The organism is Aquincola agrisoli (genome assembly GCF_036621135.1).
In the GTDB taxonomy this organism is placed as follows: Bacteria; Pseudomonadota; Gammaproteobacteria; order Burkholderiales; family Burkholderiaceae_C; genus Aquincola; species Aquincola agrisoli.
Genome location: NZ_JAZIBG010000056.1, coordinates 212,199 through 231,102 on the forward strand (window position 1 = coordinate 212,199; position 18,904 = coordinate 231,102).

General features: G+C 71.7%; 14 protein-coding genes. 5 read left to right on the top strand and 9 right to left on the bottom strand.

Features of this window, described 5'->3' with window-relative positions; all coding sequences use genetic code 11:
* Positions 1-24: 24 nt before the first annotated feature.
* From V4F39_RS26090 to V4F39_RS26100, 3 genes are all read left to right on the top strand, one after another.
* Positions 25-1,557, top strand: a complete 1,533-nt coding sequence (locus tag V4F39_RS26090; RefSeq protein ID WP_332293169.1) for an amidase — start codon at positions 25-27, stop codon at positions 1,555-1,557.
* 384 nt (positions 1,558-1,941) lie between these two features.
* On the top strand, positions 1,942-3,099 hold the full coding sequence (locus V4F39_RS26095) for an acyl-CoA dehydrogenase family protein (protein ID WP_332293170.1): 1,158 nt from the start codon (positions 1,942-1,944) through the stop codon (positions 3,097-3,099).
* Between the two features lie 22 nt (positions 3,100-3,121).
* Positions 3,122-5,224, top strand: a complete 2,103-nt coding sequence (locus V4F39_RS26100) for an acetate--CoA ligase family protein (protein ID WP_332293171.1) — start codon at positions 3,122-3,124, stop codon at positions 5,222-5,224.
* 15 nt (positions 5,225-5,239) lie between these two features.
* Here the strand turns inward: V4F39_RS26100 and gcvA are convergent, their stop codons facing one another.
* Positions 5,240-6,139 (bottom strand): transcriptional regulator GcvA, encoded by a 900-nt coding sequence (gene gcvA, locus V4F39_RS26105; RefSeq protein ID WP_332293172.1) that lies wholly within the window; start codon positions 6,137-6,139, stop codon positions 5,240-5,242.
* Positions 6,140-6,269: 130 nt separating this feature from the next.
* On the opposite strand from gcvA, the gene V4F39_RS26110 reads away from it, so the two are divergent.
* Positions 6,270-7,202, top strand: coding sequence for an SDR family NAD(P)-dependent oxidoreductase (locus V4F39_RS26110; RefSeq protein ID WP_332293173.1), 933 nt, complete (start codon positions 6,270-6,272; stop codon positions 7,200-7,202).
* A 19-nt stretch (positions 7,203-7,221) separates the two neighbouring features.
* Positions 7,222-8,079, top strand: coding sequence for a MaoC/PaaZ C-terminal domain-containing protein (locus V4F39_RS26115; protein WP_332293174.1), 858 nt, complete (start codon positions 7,222-7,224; stop codon positions 8,077-8,079).
* 18 nt (positions 8,080-8,097) lie between these two features.
* Here V4F39_RS26115 and V4F39_RS26120 read toward each other — a convergent pair whose 3' ends face one another.
* The 8 genes from V4F39_RS26120 to V4F39_RS26155 all read right to left on the bottom strand — a co-directional run bounded on the left by V4F39_RS26120 (position 8,098) and on the right by V4F39_RS26155 (position 18,902).
* Positions 8,098-8,874: an enoyl-CoA hydratase/isomerase family protein gene (locus tag V4F39_RS26120; RefSeq protein ID WP_332293175.1), complete on the bottom strand. Its 777-nt coding sequence runs from the start codon at positions 8,872-8,874 to the stop codon at positions 8,098-8,100.
* A 5-nt stretch (positions 8,875-8,879) separates the two neighbouring features.
* A complete protein-coding gene (locus V4F39_RS26125; protein WP_332293176.1) occupies positions 8,880-11,060 on the bottom strand; it encodes an acetate--CoA ligase family protein in 2,181 nt (726 codons plus the stop codon).
* Positions 11,061-11,066: 6 nt separating this feature from the next.
* Entirely contained in the window at positions 11,067-12,032 is a 966-nt protein-coding gene (locus V4F39_RS26130; RefSeq protein WP_332293177.1) for an NAD(P)H-dependent flavin oxidoreductase, read from the bottom strand.
* 10 nt (positions 12,033-12,042) lie between these two features.
* On the bottom strand, positions 12,043-13,041 hold the full coding sequence (locus V4F39_RS26135; RefSeq protein WP_332293178.1) for a Bug family tripartite tricarboxylate transporter substrate binding protein: 999 nt from the start codon (positions 13,039-13,041) through the stop codon (positions 12,043-12,045).
* 131 nt (positions 13,042-13,172) lie between these two features.
* Complete coding sequence (locus tag V4F39_RS26140) at positions 13,173-14,252, bottom strand: porin (RefSeq protein WP_332293179.1); 1,080 nt, start codon at positions 14,250-14,252, stop codon at positions 13,173-13,175.
* Between the two features lie 239 nt (positions 14,253-14,491).
* Entirely contained in the window at positions 14,492-16,576 is a 2,085-nt protein-coding gene (locus tag V4F39_RS26145; RefSeq protein WP_332293180.1) for an acetate--CoA ligase family protein, read from the bottom strand.
* Between the two features lie 13 nt (positions 16,577-16,589).
* A complete protein-coding gene (locus V4F39_RS26150; RefSeq protein ID WP_332293181.1) occupies positions 16,590-17,750 on the bottom strand; it encodes an acyl-CoA dehydrogenase family protein in 1,161 nt (386 codons plus the stop codon).
* 3 nt (positions 17,751-17,753) lie between these two features.
* Positions 17,754-18,902, bottom strand: a complete 1,149-nt coding sequence (locus V4F39_RS26155; protein ID WP_332293182.1) for an acyl-CoA dehydrogenase family protein — start codon at positions 18,900-18,902, stop codon at positions 17,754-17,756.
* Positions 18,903-18,904 lie beyond the last annotated feature (2 nt).

Sequence of the window (18,904 nt, forward strand, 5' to 3'; positions counted from 1 at the left end):
GCGCGAAGCACCCCTGGAGCCGCGATGTCCTCGCTCGTCGAAACCCCTGCCGTCGAACTGCGCCGCCTGATCGGTGCCCGGCAGGTCTCCCCTGTCGAACTGCTGGAGGCGTGCATCGCGCGCATCGAGCAGGTGAACCCCTTCGTCAACGCCGTGACGGCCACCTGCTTCGAGCGTGCCCGCACCGAAGCGAAGGCGGCCGAGCAGGCGGTGATGCGCGGCGAGCCGCTCGGCCTGCTGCACGGCCTGCCGCTGGGCGTGAAGGACCTGGAGCCCACCGCGGGCCTGCTCTCGACGATGGGCACGCCTTCACTGCGCAACCACGTGCCCTCGGCCGACGTCGAACTGGTGCGACGCCTGCGCGCCGCGGGCGCCATCGTCGCCGGCAAGACCAACGTGCCCGAGATGGGGGCCGGCGCGAACAGCCGCAACCCGGTCTGGGGCGCCACCGGCAACCCCTTCGACCCGAACCTCAACGCGGGCGGCTCGTCGGGCGGCTCGGCCGCCGCGCTGGCGCTGGACATGCTGCCCGTGTGCACCGGCTCCGACACCGGCGGCTCGCTGCGCATTCCGGCGGCCAAGTGCGGCGTGGTGGGCTTCCGGCCTTCACCCGGCGTGGTGCCCAGCGTGCGCAAGCCGCTCGGCTGGTCGCCGATCTCGGTGGTGGGCCCGATGGGACGCACGGTGGCCGACGCCTGCCTGCAACTGGCCGCCAGTGCCGGCCCGCACGCCGGCGACCCGCTGAGCCATCCGCTCGATGCCCGCGCCTTCCTCGATCCGAAGCCGCTGGACCTGTCGCGCCTGCGCGTGGCCTGGACGGAAGACTTCGGCCTGTGCGACGTCGACCCGGTCGTGCGCCGGGCGATGCGCGAGCGTGTCGATGCGATGGGCGGCCTTTTTTCGGCCTGCGACCCGGTGCGCGTCGACTTGGGCGCGCCCGCCGACGTGCACCGCTGCTTCGACGTGCTGCGCGCCGAGGCCTTCGTGGCCGGCATGCGCGAGGCCTATGAGAAGGACCCGTCGAGCCTTGGCCCGAACCCGCGTGCCAACTACGAGATGGGCGTGCGCATGAGCCTGCTCGACAGCGCCTGGGCGCTGGCCGAGCAGACGCGGATCATCGCTCGCTTCCAGCGGCTCTTCGACGACTACGACCTGGTGCTGTCGCCCACCACGCCGGTGTCGCCGTTCCCATGGACGCTCGCCTACGCGGCCGAGATCGACGGCCGCGCCCAGGAGAACTACTACCGCTGGCTCGCACTGACCTATGTCATCACACTGACCACGCACCCCGCCATCAGCCTGCCGTGCGGCGTGGACGAGCGCGGCCTGCCGTTCGGCCTGCAGGTGGTGGGCCCCTTCCGCGGCGACCTGCGGCTGCTCGCCGCGGCGCAGGCGATGGAGCAGGCGTTCGCCGCCCGCCCGCTGCTGCGCCGTCCGCGGCCCGACGTGGCGCGCCTGCGCGCGGCCACGCCGGCGCTGGACTCGATCGTGACGGCGCCGCCGGCCGACCGGCACGCCAGCACGCCGACGGTGGCTGCCGCCCCGTCGGTGGTCTGAGGCGCCTGCGCCCTGCCCTCGGCAGCGGCGCGCAACGCCCGCCCCTGGAGCGCCCGGCGCCTGCCCGGCCGGGGGCGCTTGGCATGCGCAAACCTCATCCCTCCTTCCTGATTTGGAAGTGCTCGCGCCTTGGGGCGCCTCCTACCATCGTTTGACTCGCCGGTGCCGCGTGGACGGCACCGGCGGCCGAGAAGACGGTTGAGGCGACTGCGACAAGGAGACGCGCGCATGAACAAGGTTGCACGATGGCTGGCCTGCCTCGCCTCGCCGATGTCCGGCTACATCACCGGCAAGGTGCTCGAAGTCAGCGGCGGCTTGTCGCCGATGGCCTGATCGGGCCGCGCCAGCCACACACAAGCCAACCGTGCCCAGGGGAGATTTCCGATGAATTTCGAGTTGAGCGAGGAACACACGTCCTTCGCGGATGCCGTGCGGCGCTTCGCACGCGACCGGCTTGCCGACGGTGCGCTGGAGCGCGCCCATTCGCCGCACTATCCGTGGGAGACCGCACAGGCCATCGCCGAGCAGGGCCTGCTGGGGATCACCTTCCCTGAAAACGAAGGCGGCCAGGGCGGCACGCTGATGCACGCCGTGCTGGCCATCCAGGAGGTGGCGCTGGTCTGCCCCAAGAGCGCCGACATCGTGCAGGCCGGCAACTTCGGCCCGATCCGCACCTTCGCCGAATACGCGACGCCCGAGCAGAAGGACCGCTTCCTGCCCGACCTGCTCAGCGGCCGCAAGCTCATCGCGCTGGGCATGAGCGAGCCCGACGCCGGCTCGGCCGTGACGGAGCTCAAGACCTCGGCCCGCATCGACGGCGACGAAGTGGTGATCAACGGCAGCAAGGTCTTCTCGACCCACAGCCCCGAGGCCGAGCTGTTCCTGATCTACGTGCGCTTCGGCCCGGGCGTGGGCGGCATCGGCTCGGTGCTGGTGGAGCGCGGCGCGCCGGGCTTCCAGGTCGGCCAGCCTTCGGCCTTCATGAGCGGCGAAACCTGGTGCCAGCTCTACTTCGAGAACTGCCGCATCCCGAAGAGGAACATCCTGCTGGGCGAAGGCGGTTTCAAGAAGCAGATCGCGGGCTTCAACGTTGAGCGGCTGGGCAACTCGTCGCGCTCGCTCGCGCTGGGCCGGCACGCCTTCCTCGTGGCGCGCGAACACGCGATGACACGCAAGCAGTTCGGCCGCGACCTCTGCGAGTTCCAGGGCATCCAGTGGAAGTTCGCCGAGATGAAGCTGAAGCTCGAGGCGGCGCAACTGCTGCTCTACAAGGCCGCGCTCGAAGGCGACCACGGCCTGCCTTCGGCGCAGAGCACCGCGCTGGCCAAGCTGGCCTGCAACCAGGCCGGCTGGGACGTGGCCAACGAAGCGCTGCAGGTGATGGGCGGCCTCGGCTACAGCCAGGAATCCATGATCGAATACTGCGTCCGCCGCATCCGGGGCTGGATGATCGCCGGAGGCTCGATCGAGATGCTGAAGAACCGCATCGCGGAAGGCGTCTTCGACCGCACGTTCTCGCAACGTCCCACCCCCGCCCGCTGACCCGGCAGCCCGACCGAGACCGATGACGACCTCCCGCCGCACCGAGGGCAGCGCACTCGCCCGAGCCTTGTCGAACCCGTCCAGCATCGCGCTGGTGGGCATTTCGGACGATCCCTCGAAGACGGCCGGAAGGCCGCTGAAGTTCCTGCGGGCCGCGGGCTTCGAAGGCACGCTGTACCCGATCAACCCCAACCGCGCGACGGTGCAGGGCGAGAAGGCCTACGCCAGCCTCGATGCGCTGCCCGAGGTGCCCGAACACGTGTTCACGCTGGCCCCCACCAACACCGTGCTCGACACGGCCCGGGCCTGCGCGCGGCTGGGCGTCAAGGTGCTCACGGTGCTGGCCAGCGGCTTCTCCGAATCGGGCGAGGAAGGCGCACGCCGCGAGGCCGAGCTGCGCGAGATCGGCCGCACCACCGGGCTGCGCGTGCTGGGGCCGAGCAGCCTGGGCGTCATCAACCCTTCGGCGCGGCTGGTGCTCACCGCCAACGCGGCCTTCGCCGAACCCGACATCCCGCGCGGGCGTGTGTTCGTGGCCTCGCACAGCGGCAGCATGATCGGCGCGCTGGTGTCGCGCGGCAAGGCGCGCGGCATCGGCTTCGCGGGGCTGGTGTCGGTGGGCAGCGAGTCGGACCTGAGCATCGGCGAGATCTGCAGCGCCACGCTGGACGACCCGGCCATCGAAGGCTACCTGCTGTTCCTGGAGAGCCTGCGCCACGGCAGCGCGCTGCGTGCCTTCGCGCGCGACGCGGCGCGCCGCGGCAAGCCTGTGATCGTCTACAAGCTGGGCCGCTCCGCATCGGCCGCCGAGATGGCGGCCACCCACACCGGCGCGCTGGCGGGCGAGGACGACGTGGCCGACGCGATGTTCCGCGACCTGGGCATGGCGCGGGTCGGCGTGCTGGACTCGCTGCTGGAGAGCTTCCCGCTCGCACGGCGGCTGCCGCTGGACCGGACACCGTCGCGCCCGCAACGGGTGGGCGTGGTCACCACCACCGGCGGCGGCGCGGCGATGGCCGTCGACCAGCTCGGCATCCGCGACGTGATCGTCGAGCCGGCCTCGCCGCAGACGCTGGCGCGCCTGCATGCGGCGGGCATCGCCGTGTCGGCCGGGCGGGTGCTCGACCTCACGCTCGCCGGCACCAAGTACGAGGTGATGAAGGCCACGCTCGACATCATGATCGACGCGCCCGAGTTCGACCTCGTGCTCGCCGTGGTGGGTTCGTCGGCCCGCTTCCAGCCGCAACTGGCGGTGCGCCCGATCATCGATTGCCAGGGCAGCGCCAAGCCAGTGGCAGCGATGCTGGTGCCGGATGCGCCGCAGGCGCTGGCCCAGCTCACGCAGGCGGGCATCCCCTGCTTCCGGTCGCCCGAGGCCTGCGCCGACAGCATCGCGGCGGTGTTCGCCCGGCGGCAGCCGGCGGTAGTTCCGGCACCGACGGGCCAGCCCGCCACGCCGCGGCACGGCAGTGCACGGGCGTTGAGCGAATCGCAGGCCTACGGCGTGCTCGAACGCCTGGGCGTGCCGCACGCGCCGGCGGTCACGATGCCGCTGTCCGGGCCCGCGCCCGCCCTGCCCTTCGGCTTCCCCGTGGTCGCGAAGGTCTGCTCCGCGCAGATCCCGCACAAGACCGAAGTGGGCGGCGTGGTGCTGGGCATCCGCAGCCCGGCCGAGCTCGATGCCGCGCTCGCCACGCTGCGCGCCAACCTCGCGGCGCGGGCACCTTCGGCGCGTTGCGACGACGCGCTGGTGCAGCCGATGCGCAAGGGCCTGGCGGAAGTGCTGATCGGCTACCGCGACGACCCCGAGGCGGGCCCGCTGGTGATGCTGGCCGCCGGCGGCATCTGGGCCGAGATCGCGCGCGACCGCAGCATCCGCCTTGCGCCGGTGAGCCTCGACACCGCCCGGGAGATGATCTCCGAGGTGAAGGCGCTCCAGGCCGTCTCCGGCCTTCGCGGCAAGGAGAAGGGTGACCTCGATGCACTGGCCAGGGCCCTCGCGGCGCTGTCCCAGCTCGCCTGCCGGCCGGAGCTGGGCATCCGCGAGGCGGAAGTGAACCCGATGATGGTGATGCCCGAGGGCGAAGGCGTGCTGGCGGTCGACGCGCTCGTCATGGCGTCGTGACCTCGGCGCGCCTGCCTAGACAAGCGCGCCGCATTCGGCCAGCAGCCAGTCGCGGAACACGCTGACCTTGCGGCTTTCTCGCTGCTGCTGCGGCCGCACGAGGTAGTAGCCCATCTCCCGGCGCAGCGGCCGCGCGAACGGCCGCACCAGCTTGCGGGACCGCAGCTCGGCGCCGAGCAATGCCGATTGCCCCATCGCCAGCCCCAGGCCGTCGGCCGCGGCCTGCCAGGTGAGGAAGGTGCTGCCGAAGCTCATGCGCTCCGACGCCTTCGCCTCGTCCGCCAGGCCTGCCGCCTGCAGCCAGTCGCTCCAGTCGGTGCGGCGGTAGCGGGACTCCAGCAAGCGCTGGCGCAGCAGCGATTCGGGGTACTTGGCGTTGGGCGCATGCTCGGCCAAGTATTCCGGCGAGCACACCGGCTCGATCTCGTCGAAGAACAGCAGCTCGGCGCGCACGTCGGGCCAGCGGCCGTCGCCGAACTGCACGGCCACGTCGACCATGTCGCGGTCGAAGTCGACGTCGGGCACGGCGTTGGTGATGCGGATCTCGATGTTGGGATGCTGCTCGCGGAAGCGCGCCAGTCGGGGCACCAGCCACTTGGTGGCGAAGGTGGTGTAGGTGCGCACGCGCAGCGCGCCCTGGCGCGACGACTTGGTCAGCTTGTCGGTGGCATCGGCGATCACGTCGAACGCCGGCAGGATCTGGTCGGCATACGTCTGCCCGGCGCGGGTGAGCGACACGCCGTGCCGCTCGCGCTTGAAGAGCTGCAGGCCCAGGTATTCCTCCAGTGTCGCGATCTGCCGGCTCACGGCCGACTGGGTCACGTGGAGCTGCTGCGCGGCTGCGGTGAGGTTCTCGGTGCGGGCCACGGCCTCGAACACACGAAGAGGATTGAGCGGGGGGATACGGCGGACCATCGCACCAGCCTTGGGACAGCGATTTCAGGGGCTCGAGGGATGATTTTTCAGTATAGCTACGGGTGCAATCGGCAGACCTCCAGACGAACCCGCGCCGCACAATCGTCGGCAGACATCTGAAGGAGACTCCATGGACAACACCCGCAACGACCTGCTCGCCGACAAGGTCGTGATCGTCACCGGCGCCGGCGGCGGCGTGGGCAAGGCGGTGGCGATCGAGATGGCCCGCCAGGGCGCCAAGGTCGTGGTCAACGACCTTGGCGTTTCATTGACAGGCGAGAAGGAAGGCGACTCGCCGGCCGAGCAGGTGGTGGCCGAGATCCGCGCCGCCGGCGGCCAGGCCGTGGCCGACGGCGAGAGCGTGGCCGAATGGGCGTCGGCGCACCGCATCGTCGAGCGCGCCGTGTCCACCTTCGGACGCATCGACGCGGTGGTCAACAGCGCCGGCATCCTGCGCGACGCGATCTTCCACAAGCTCGGCCCGGACGAATTCGAAGCGGTGGTGCGCGTGCACCTCTTCGGCGCCTTCCACATGAGCCGTGCCGCGGCCACGCACTTCCGCGAGCAGGGCGGCGGCGCGCTGGTGCACATGACCTCGACAGCAGGCCTGATCGGCTCGATCGGCCAGGCCAACTATGCGGCCGCCAAGATGGGCATCGTGGGGCTGTCGCGCTCGATTTCGATGGACATGGCGCGCTTCGGCGTGCGCTCCAACTGCATCGCGCCGCATGCCTTCAGCCGCATGATCGAGAGCGTGCCGGGCCTGTCGCCCGAAGACCAGGAGCGCTACCTCGAGAAGCGGCGGCAGACCACGCGGCCCGACCAGATCGCACCGCTCGCCGTCTTCCTCTGCGCCGACGCGGCCAAGGACGTCACCGGCCAGATCTTCGGCGCCCGCGGCAACGAGGTCTACCTGTACAACCAGCCGCGGCCCGTTCGCACGCTGCACCGCGCCGAAGGCTGGACGCCCGGCACGCTGGCGCAGCAGCTGGTGCCGGCCTGGCGCAGCAGCTTCACCCCCGCCGAACGCACGCGCGACGTGTTCGGCTGGGAAGCGATCTGAGCGGCACGGGAGCCTGACGATGCCACTCAACGCCGCCGCTCTGCGCGATTGGGCCTTCGACGAACGCCACCAGGCCATCACCGACCGCGACACGATGCTCTATGCGCTGAGCATCGGCTTCGGCGCCGACCCGATGGACGAGCGCGAGCTGCCCTTCGTCTACGAGCCGCACCTGCAGGCCGTGCCCACGATGGGCGCCACGCTGTGCCACCTGGGCGCATGGACCAAGGACGCCCGCACCGGCATCACCGTCGCGAAGGTGGTCCACGGCGAACAGCGCATGCAGTTCCACGCACCGCTGCCCCCCGCGGCGCGGCTGGTGGGGCGCGCGCGCGTGGCGGGCCTGGAGGACAAGGGCGCCGACAAGGGCGCGCTGATGCACGTGGAGCGGACGATCTCCGACGCCGACAGTGGCCAGCCGCTGGTGACCATCGTCCAGACCTCGTTCTGCCGTGCCGACGGCGGCTTCGGGGAGGGCTTCGGCAGCACCTTCACCCCCCACGTGCTGCCCGAGCGCGCACCGGACTTGCAGGTCGACGTGCCCACGCGGCCCGATGCCGCCCTGCTCTACCGCCTGAACGTGGACCGCAACCCGCTGCACGCCGACCCGGCGTTCGCGAAGCGCGCGGGCTTCGAGCGCCCGATCCTGCACGGCCTGTGCACCTACGGCATCGCCGCGCGGGTGCTGCTGGCCTCGCTGCTCGGCTACCAGCCCGCGCGCCTGCGCAGCCTGGATGCGCGCTTCTCGTCGGCCGTGCTGCCGGGCGAGACGCTGTCGTTCGACATCTGGCGCGACGGCGACGTCGCGAGCTTCCGCGCCTTCGTGCGGGCCCGCGGCAAGCAGGTGTTGGACAACGGCCGGGCGCTGGTCGCCTGACCGCCGCCCGCGGCCCAGCTATCGGCCCACGAAGCGCGGGTCGCGCTTCTCCTGGAAGGACGCGATGCCCTCCCGGAAATCCTGCGTCTGGTGGATCTGCGGCTGGATCAGCGCCTCGTACTCGAGGAAGTGGTCCAGCGTCGGGGACTGCGCGAACTGGAACATTTTCTTGGCCATCGCCAGCGCATAGGTGGGCTGCCGCGCGATCGAGGCGGCCAGCTCGGCCACGGCCGCTTCCAGCTCGCCGTCGGGCACCACGCGGTTCACCACGCCCATGCCCAGCGCCTCCTGCGCGGAGAAGAAGCGCGTCGTGAAGACCAGCTCCTTGGCCCGCGCGGCGCCGAGCAGGCGCGTCAGGAAGAACACCGCGCCCGAATCGGGCGCCAGGCCGCGGCGCGCGAACACGCACGAGAAGCGCGCCGTCTCCGAAGCGATCACCATGTCGCACGCCAGCATCATGCTCAGCCCGATGCCCACCGTGGCGCCCCGCACTGCGGCGATCACCGGCTTCTCGATGTGGTACAGGCTGCGGATCAGCACGTGGCTGGTGCGCTGCAGCTTGTTGCGCGAGCCCTTCACGTCCAGCGGCACCATGCGCGACACGTCCGCGCCGGCGCAGAAGGTGTCGCCGGTGCCGGTGAGCACCACGGCGCGCACCTCGTCGTCGGCATCGGCGGTGCGGAAGGCGTCGGCCAGCTGCTGCCGCATGTCGTTGGCCAGCGCGTTCTTGCGCTCGGGCCGGTTCAGCACGATGCGCGCGATGGCGCCTTCCTTCTGGTAGTCGATCTCGGCCATGTCCGTCAGCTCCTTTGCTTGTCCTGCGCCTGCATGGCGGGCGGTTGCGGCACGATCAGCGCATCCACCACCACCGCGCCCTGCCCGGCCGGATACACCAGCACGGGGTTGAGGTCCATCTCGGCGATCTCGCCGGCACCGGCCGCCGCCAGTTCGGAAACCGCGACCAGCAGCCCGACCAGCGCGTCCACGTCGGCAGCCGGCTGGCCGCGCACGCCGTCGAGCAGCGCGCGGGCCGCCAGGCGGTCGACCATGCCGCGCGCCTCGCCGGCATCGAGCGGCGCCAGCGCGAACACCACGTCGCGCAGCACCTCCACGTAGATGCCGCCCAGGCCCAGCATCACCATCGGCCCGAAGTCCGGGTCGTTCACGGTGCCGACCACCATCTCGCGACCGGGCGGCATCATCTTCTGCACCTGGATGCCGTCGATGCGTGCGCACGGCGCCTTCGCGGCAACGCTGGCCATCACGCGTTCGAACGCCGTCCTCACGGCGTCGGCGTCGCGCAGGTCGAGCGCGACACCGCCAGCTTCCGTCTTGTGCGCGATGTCGGGCGAGGCGATCTTGAGCACCACCGGCCAGCCCATGGCTTCGGCAGCGCGCACAGCTTCGTCCGCCTGCGTGGCCAGGGACTCGGGCGGCATCGGCACGTGCCACGCATCCAGCAGCGCGCGGGTGGCGGCGATGTCCAGCGGACCCTGGCCGGCCAGGCGCGGCATCGCTGGCCGCGTCCGATCCGTAGAGGCCGCGCCATGGCGCCCCTGTCGACGCTCGCGGAACAGCCGGTAGTCGTCGAGCGCGCGCATCGCGAACGCGAACGAGCGCAACTCCACATGCGCAGTCCCCACGCGGGCCAATGCCGCCCGCTCGTCGGGCGACGCCGCGCCGGGCGAATGGAACAGCAGCGGCCGCTTGGCTTGGGCCATCAAGGCCTTCAGCTCGGGCTCGATCGACGTGATGCGCCCCGGCGCCACCAGCGACATGATGACCAGGCCGATGTCGATGCCCGACGCCTCGCCCAGCCGCGCGAGGATGGCCAGCAGCGTGCTGCCGCCGTCCTCCGCCACGCGGGCCGTCACGTCCACCGGGTTCTCGGTGGAGCCGTAGTCGGGCACCACGCGGGCCAGCTCGCGCTTGAAGGCCTCGTCGAACGCAGGCACATCCAGGCCGGCCTGCTCGCAGATGTCGGCCGCCCAGCCGCCGGCACCGCCCGAGGTGGTGACGATGGCCACGCGCCGGCCTTGCGGCCACATGCCCGCACTGGCCGCCGCGGCGACGGCCAGCATCTGCTCGGGGTCGTCGACGCGGATCACGCCGTGGCGGCGGAAGGCGGCGTCGTACGCCGTGTCGGCGCCGGTGAGGTGCGCGGTGTGCGACACCGCCGCCCGCTGGCCCGCCGTCGACCGGCCGACCTTGGCCACGACCAGCGGTACGCCGGCATCGGCCGCGCGCGCCGCCACGGGCGCGAGCCGCTCGGGGTGGTGCAAGCCTTCGACGAAGAGCAGGATCGCCCGCGAACCGCCGCGCGCGATCAGGTGGTCGACCACTTCCAGCAGCTCCACGTCGGACTCGTTGCCGGTGGAAACCAGGTGCCGCACCGGCACGTGCTCGGCATGCGCGCGGCTGTAGAGCGCGAAGGCCATGGCGCCCGATTGCGAGACGATGCTGATGCCGCCGCGCGTGCCGTCCTCGCGCCGCGGCGGCAGCGTTTCGATGGTCGGGCTGAAGGTCGCGAGCAGGCCGGTGGTCGCGTCGATGAAGCCTTCCGCATTCGGCCCCAGCACGCGGATGCCGGTGCGCCGGGCAAAGGCGGCCACCTGGTCCTGCAGCCGCTCGCCGACCGGCACGCCGTTGGCGCCGGCGGAAAGCACCGCTGCGGCCCGCACGCCGCGCTGCTCGCATTCGGCCAGCACCTCCATCACCTGGTCCGCGGCCACGGCGATCAGGGCCAGGTCGACGGGTTCGGGCAGGTCGCGCACGCTCGGGTAGGCACGCAGGCCCTGGATCTGGGCGCGGCTCGGGTTGACGGGATGGACCGGGCCGCCGAAGCCGCCGTCGATCAGCAGCTTGAGCAGGCGGCCGCGGATGCGGCGAATGTCATGCGACGCGCCGACCACCGCGATGCTGCGCGGCGCGAAGAGCGCATCGAGGCCGCGGCTGGCCGGGAGGTGGGGAGTGGATGCCATGGTCGATCAGCCTTGCGCCAGGCGCTCGCGCCACGTGCCGCGGGCCGCGTGGTAGTCGCGGTCGAGGCGATCGACCAGTTCGGCCGTAGGCGGCAGGTCGTGGATCGAGCCCACGCCCTGCCCCGCGCCCCAGATGTCCTTCCAGCGCTGCTGCCGTTCGCCCGCCGCGCGCACGGCCACCGCGTCCACCACCGGCAGGTTGGCCGGGTCGAGCCCGCAGGCCTCGATGCTGCCCTTCAGGTAGTTGGCCGGGATGCCCGAGAAGTGCGGCGTGTAGACGACGTCGGCCGCCGACGAGGCCACCAGCATCGCCTTGTAGTCCGGCGCCGCGGCCGACTCCTGCGTCGCGATGAAGCGCGTGCCCATGTAGACGAAGTCGGCGCCCATCACCTCCGCCGCCAGGATCGAGCGGCCGTCGGAAATCGCGCCAGCCAGCACCACAGGGCCGTCGTAGAACGCACGCACCTCGGCCAGCAGCGCAAAGGGGCTGGTGGCGCCGGCGTGCCCGCCCGCGCCCGCGCACACGAGGATCAGGCCGTCGACGCCGGCCTCCAGCGCCCTGCGCGCATGGCGCACCGTCGTCACGTCGTGGAAGACCAGGCCGCCGTAGCCGTGCACCTGCTCCACCACCGCCGCGGGCGAGCCCAGGCTCGTGATGACCAGCGGCACACGGTGCGCCACGCAAGTGGCGAGGTCGGCCTCAAAGCGCTCGTGGTTCGGGCGGATCACCAGGTTCGCGCCATGCGGCGCCACGGGGTGCAGGCCGCTCGCCCGCGCGCTCTCGAGCGCCTGCTCGATGCGCGTCAGCCAGGCATCCAGCGCCGGCTGCGGGCGCGCGTTCAGCACCGGCAGCGTGCCGACGATGCCGGCGCGGCACTGCGCGATCACCATCTCCGGGTTGGAGACGATGAACATCGGGGAGCAGATGACGGGCAGCCGCAGGCGGCTGCGCAGCGTGGTCGCAACGGTCATGGTCGGGAGCCTACTTGTTGTCCATCGGACCCATCACGCGGGCGAGCAGCGGCGTCACCGTCTTCAGCTCGGTGGCGATGCGCTGGGCCATCGCGTCCGGCGAGCCGCCGAGCACCACGTAGCCCGAGGCGACGAGCTGCTCGCGGTTCTTCTCCAGCGCGAAGGCGAGCGCCTGGTGCAGGCGCTGCACGATCGCCGGCGGCGTGCCGGCGGGCACGGCCAGGCCGGTCCAGGTATCGGCGTCGTAGCCCTTGTGGCCCGTGACCTCGGCCACCGTCGGCACGTCCTGGATGATGGGCAGGCGTTGCGGGCTGCCGATGGCCAGCATGCGCGTCTTGCCTGCCTTGACCTGCGGCAGCACCGAGCCGACGTACGAGAACATGATGTCGACCTGGCCGCCGAGGAAGTCGTTCACGGCGGGGCCGGCGCCCTTGTAGGGCACGTGCAGCAGGTCGACGCCCGCGGCGTCCTTGAACATCTCGCCCGACTGGTGCAGCGAGGTGCCGTTGCCGGCCGAGCCGTAGGTGAGCTTGCCGGGGTGCTTCTTCGCGTAGGCGATCAGGTCTTGCGCGGTCTTGAAGGGCGAGTCGGCGCGCACCACCATCACCAGCGGCGCCGAGATGATCTGCCCCACCGGCACGAAGCTCTTCACCGGGTCGTAGGGCAGCTTGGCGTAGATCGCGGGGTTCACGATGTGCACGCCGGCAGTGCTGGAGAGAACGGTGTAGCCGTCCGGATCGGCCTTCGCGACTGCCTCGGCGCCGATCATCGCGCCCGCGCCGCCGCGGTTCTCGATGTAGATCGTCTGGCCGAGGTTCTCCGACATCGACTTGGCGATGAGGCGCGACACGTTGTCGGTGGCGCCGCCGGGCGGGAACGGCACCACCATCCTGATCGTCTTGTCGGGGTAGTCGGCAGCGCGGGCGAGGCCGCAGGTCAGGGCCATCAGGCCGCCCAGAACGGCGGCAGCCACGCGGCGCCGCGCGGGGGTTCGAACCAGGGAATTCATCATGTCTCCTTGGGCAATGTCGATGTCATCTTTTGAGATTGATCCTAGGCCACGCATCCGCGCCCAGCCGTTCCAAACACGGCGCCTGCCATGCGGTCACGTCATGGCAGGCATGCGCCGCGGAAACGGGCTCAGAAGCGGTGGCGCAGGCCCAGCTCGTAGCCGCGCGAGGTGCCGCCGCCGGCCATGCCGGCCGGGCCGTCGGAGATGACGAAGCGCGCCGCGCCGCCGTTCGACAACTGCGCCGCGGTGGCGTACAGCGCCGTGCGCTTGGAGAGGTGGTGCACGTAGCCGATGCCGATCTGGCGCGCATCGTCGGCACGGGTGCTCGTGGCGCCCACGCGGCCCGAGGCATCGGAACGGACCCAAGACACCTTGACCTCGTGCGGCCCCATCGTCCAGTGGGCGCCCAGCAGCAGCAGCACCTGCTTGGCCGTGTCGACCTTGAACTCTCGCCAGGCCGCCGACCACTTGATGCCGAAGCCCTCGGCCGCACCGCCGAAGGTGGTGTCGCGGAACTTGCCCACCGCCGCGCTCTGGTTGTTCTCCGACGTGGTGCGTGCGGCGGACACGTTGAAGGCCTTGGCCGCATAGCCCAGCCGCAGACCGACCAGCTTGGCGCTGCCGCTGGTCACCACGCCGCCTTCCGATGCAGCCAGCATGAGCCCGCCCTCGAAGCCGCCCAGCGTGCTGGGCAGCAGGAACTGCACCGCGTTGTCGGAGCGCACCGTCGTGTTGTTGCTGGTGCCGAAAGCCGAGCGCACGGGCCCGAGCGGCGTGGCCGAGACGAGGTTGGCCGATCGCGCCGCGCCGATGTAGGAGAACGGGTCGTAGCGCGACCAGCTCACGTAGCTGGGCACCAGGTCGCGGCCCAGCCGCAGTTCGCCCCGCTGCGCGTGCGAAAGGCTGATGGTCGACCGCCGGTCCCAGAACTTGGTCGACGAGACCTGGGTGCCGCTGTCCGCCAGCAGGCCGTGCTCCAGGTGGAAGCCGGCGTTCCAGCCGCCGCCCAGGTCTTCACGCCCCGAGACGATGATGCGGCTGGTGGCGTTGGAGCCGCTGACCATCGAGGCCATGGACCCCACGCCCTCATTGCGGACCTGCCGGACGGCCAGGTCCAGCACGCCGGATACGTTGACGGTGCCTTGCGCCATGACGGCCGACGACGCGCCCAGGCAGGCGGCAGCGAGCGCTGCGAACTTCGGTTGCATTCGGTTTGTCTCCAGTGGTGTGATCGTGGTGCCGGCCCTCCCGGGCAGGCACGGCATCGTAGGAACGCGGACGCCGCTGCAGGTGTTCCAAATGCAGCGGCTGCGATGAGGTCAGCGCATGGCTAGACAACTTCCCGCAGCCGGGGTCTCCACGCCGCCGGCGCCCAAGCGCGGCAGGCGCCGCCCCCTCACGGGTGACGGCGCCGGTTTGCCTCTGGCCTGGCCAGCCGGCCGGCCGTTCAGCGCAGGATCAGCGCATCCACTGCCACCCCGCCTTCCGGCAGGGCGATGAACGGATTGATCTCGACGCTGGCCACCTCGTCGCGGTGCGCCACGGCGAAGCGGGACAGGTCGACCAGGGCCTGCGCGAGGGTGCCGAGATCGGCCTTCGGCTTGCCGCGTGCGCCGGTCAGCAACGGCAGGCCCTGGACCTCCTGGATCATCTCGCGCGCGGTCTGCAGGCTCACGGGCGCGCGGCGGAAGGTCACGTCCTGGAAGACCTCCACGAACACGCCGCCCAGGCCGAACATGACCATCGGCCCGAAGACCGGGTCGCGCACCGCGCCCATCACCGTCTCGACGCCGCCGGCCACCATCGGCGACACGATCGCGCCTTCGAGGCGCGCGGCCGGGCAGGCGGTGCGCACCTTGTCCATCATCGACGACCAGCCGGCCCTGACGGCCGCCGCGTCCTTGAGCCCCAGCAGCACGCCGCCCACGTCGCTCTTGTGCGCGATGTCGGGCGACAGCACCTTGAGCACCACGGGGTAGCCGCAGGCCTCGGCCGCGGCGGCCGCCTCGTCGGCCGAGCGTGCGATGGCCTGGCCGACGAAGGGCACGCCCGCGCCTTCGAGCAGCCGGCGCGCGGTGGCTTCGTCCAGCACACCTTCGGGCAGCGGCTGCGCGGCCTGCATGGCAACAGCCGCCTCCGCCGGCCGGTCGAAGCCCGCCGCGATGCGCGCCAGCGCGCCGATGGTGGCGGTGGCGCGCGAAGGGTCGGCGAAGTACAGGATGCCCTCGCGGCCCAGCTCGGCGGCGATCTCCGGCGTCGCCCGCATGCTGAGCGCCACCACCGTCTGCGGATGCGCGCGGCGCAGCTCGTACAGCGCCGACCGCACCTTGGCGAACTCCGCCTCGCTGCGGCCCATGCTGGCGTTGAAGCTGAGCACGCTGTCGAAGCCTTCGTGCCGGAACACGATGTCGAGGATGCGCGTGTAGAGGCTGCGGTCGCCCACGGTCTGCGCGGTGGTGTCGACCGGGTTCACGCCGCTGGCGAAGGGAATGATGTCGCGGATCGCCTGCTGCGTCTGCGGCGGCAGCACGGGCAGCGTCAGCCCCGCGCGCGCCGCCTCGTCGGCCGCGATCACGCCCACGCCGCCGGAAGGCGTGATGACGCCCAGCCGCGGCCCCCGCGGCAGCACGGACGTTGAGCACGCATAGGCCACGTCGACCATCTCCTCCAGCGAATCGGCGCGCCAGGCGTTGGTCTCGCGCAGGATGGCGTCGTAGACCGCGTCGGCGCCGGCCAGCGAGCCGGTGTGCGAGGCCGCCGCGGCCGCGCCCTGCGCCGAGCGGCCCACCTTCATCAGGATGACCGGCTTGCGTGCGGCCTGGGCACGCCGCAGAGCGCGGTAGAGCCGTTCGCCGTCGCGGCAGCCTTCCAGGTAGGCCATGACCACCGAGGTGGCGTCGTCCTGCGCCATCCAGTCGATGCAGTCGGCCACGTCGACGGCGGCCTCGTTGCCGGTGGCGATGAACTGGCTGAAGCGCACGCCGCGGTCGCCGGCAAGGCCGTAGAGGTAGGAGCCGATGGCACCGCTCTGGGTTGCGATGCCCACGCTGCCGGGCTCGAACAGCTCGTGCTCCAGCGCGGTCATGAAGGTGGCGTACATCGCCTGCCGCGCGCTGAAGACGCCGATGCAGTTGGGCCCCACCAGCGGGATGCCGGCCTCGCGGCAGCGCGCCGCGATCTGATCCTGGACACGCCGCCCCTCGTCGCCCATCTCGGCGAAGCCGGAGCTGAAGACGATGATGGAGCGCGCCTGCTGTGCCACCGCTTCCTCCACGGCCGCGGGCACGTGCTCGCCGGCCACGGCCACGATGACCTGGTCGACCGGCCGGCCCACGTCGCGCAGCGACGGATACGCCTGCAGGCCCTGGATCTCGCGCTGTCGCGGGTTGATCGGGTACAGCGGGCGGCTGAAGCCGCTGCGTTGCATGTAGGCGATGGGGCGCCCGCCGATCTTGCGCGGGTCGGCCGAGGCACCGACGACCGCGATCGACGCGGGGTTGAAGACGGGATCGAGCGGATGGGAGGAAGCCATGGTGTGCGGGGGCCTAGCTGCGCGGCAGCTCGAGGGTGCGGGTGGCGATCAGGTTGCGCTGCAGTTGCGCGGTACCGCCGAAGATGGTGAGCGGGCGGGTGGTCATGGCCAGCCATTCGAGGTCATGCACCAGGTCCATCGCCGGGGCAGCGCCGACGAGGCCGCCCACCGGTCCGGCCGTTTCCACGCAGGCATCGGCGATGCGCTGCGCCAGCTCGGCGTTGAAGAGCTTGAGCATCGAGAAGTCGTCTTCCGCGTCGCCGCCCGCCATCGCGGTGCTGCAGACGGATTCGAACAGCGCCTGGGCATCGGCCACGTCGCAGGCCAGGCGCTCCAGGCGCTCGCGGAAGCGCTCGCAGCGCGACAGGCCGAGCGCGCGGGCGCTCTCGCGCAGCACCTTCAACGCGTGGCGGGCCAGCTCGGGCGAGCCGTGGCTGAAGCGCTCGAAACCCAGCAAGGCCTTGCCGACCGTCCAGCCGTCGCCGATGGCGCCGATCACGTTGTCCTTCGGGATCGCCACGTCGTCGAGGAACACCTCGCAGAAGTGCGACTCGCCGCTGAGCGTGCGGATGGGCCGCACGCGGATGCCGCGCGTCGACATCGGCACGACCAGGAAGGTGATGCCCGCCTGCTTCTTCGCCTCGCGGCTGGTACGGGCCAGCAGGAACATCATCGACGAATCGTCGGCCATCGTCGTCCAGGTCTTCTGGCCGTTGACGATGAAGTGGCTGCCGCGGTCGACGGCCTCGGTGCGCAGGTTGGCCAGGTCGGAGCCGGCGTTGGGCTCCGAGTAGCCCTGGCACCAGAAGTCGTCCCCCGACAGGATGCGCGGCAGGTAGCGCGCCACCTGCGCCGGCGTGCCGTAGCGCAGCAGCACCGGGGCCAGCAGCCGCAGCCCCATGTCCATCGGACGGGCCACGCCGAAGCGCTCCAGCTCCTGCTGGTAGATGAGCTGCTTGCGCAGCGACAGGCCCATGCCGCCGTGCTCGGCCGGCAGCGCCGGCGCACGCCAGCCGTCGCGGTGCTGGGCGCGCAGCCAGCCGCGGGCGGCGTCGCCCGTCAGGCGGTGCAGCGGGTCGCGCAGCGGCGAGGTGTAGTGGGCCTCGATCCAGGCGCGCCAGCGCTGGCGGAAGTCCTCGTCGGCGAGAGCGTTCAGGTCGGTACGTGGTGGCATCGGTCAGTCCTCGTGCAGGCCCGTCAGCACGCCATGGCGGCGGCGCTGCTGCGGCGCGCTGCCCAGCCAGGCCGACAGCCGCATCGCCGATTTCAGGAAGAGGCCGGCATCGCCCTCGGCCGCGAAGCCGATGGCGCCATGCGCCTGGATGCCGAAGCGGCCGGCCTGCAAGGCGGCGTCGCAAGCGCGTGCCTTGGCGGCCGCGATGGCGGCGCGGGCCTGTGCGTCGGCCCGCGCATCGCCTTCACGGGCCGGGCCAGGCTGCCGCTGCAACGCCGCCATGCAGGCCGCCTGCGCCAGCGCGAGCTGGATGCGCACGTCGGCCGCCAGGTGCTGCAGCGACTGGAAGCTGCCGATCGTGCGGCCGAACTGCTGTCGCGTGCGCAGGTAGTCCAGCGTCAGGGCCAGCGCGGCCGAGCCGGTACCCACGAGCTGGCAGGCGGCCAGCAGCGTGGCCTCGTCGAGGGCCTGCTGCAGCGCGGCGGCCACGCGGGGGCCCTGCGCCAGCAGCGTGTCGGCCGGCAGCAGCATGTCGACATCGAGGACCGAGACGGTGCCACCGTCGCAGGCCAGCACGTCCTGCCACACGGCGCCTTCGGTGCCGCGAGGCATGCGCCACAGCGAGGGCCGGCCCTCATGCAGCGCGCTCACGAGCACGCTGTCGGCCATCGGCGCGCCCACCACGCCGAAGGCCCGGCCGGTCAGCCGGACACCGCCTGGCGCGGGCTCGGCGACGATGCCCGGCTCATCGGCGTCCATGGCCTGCGGATGCGCCTGCCAGGCCACCGTGCTCACGTGCCGGCCATCGATCAGGCCGCGGTGCAGCGGCGCCCACGCCGGCGACGGCGGCAGGGCCGCCATCAGCGCGGCCGGCATCATCGCGCAGGCGATGAAGGGCTCGGGCACCGCGTGCCGGCCCAGCGCTTCGGTGATCACGGCCGCGTGGGCCAACGCCAGGCCGCTGCCGCCCTGCGCCTCGGGCAGGCGCAGGGCCAGCCAGCCCTGCTCCGCCATCTGGCGCCAGAAGCCGCGGTCGACGGTGCTGCGCTTTTCAAAGACCGCACGCAGCCGTTCGCGGTCGTGGGCGTTCCGGAGGAAGTCCTGTGCCGCATCGGCCAGCAGGCGAGCGGTGTCGTCGTCGGGTTCGGTCATGC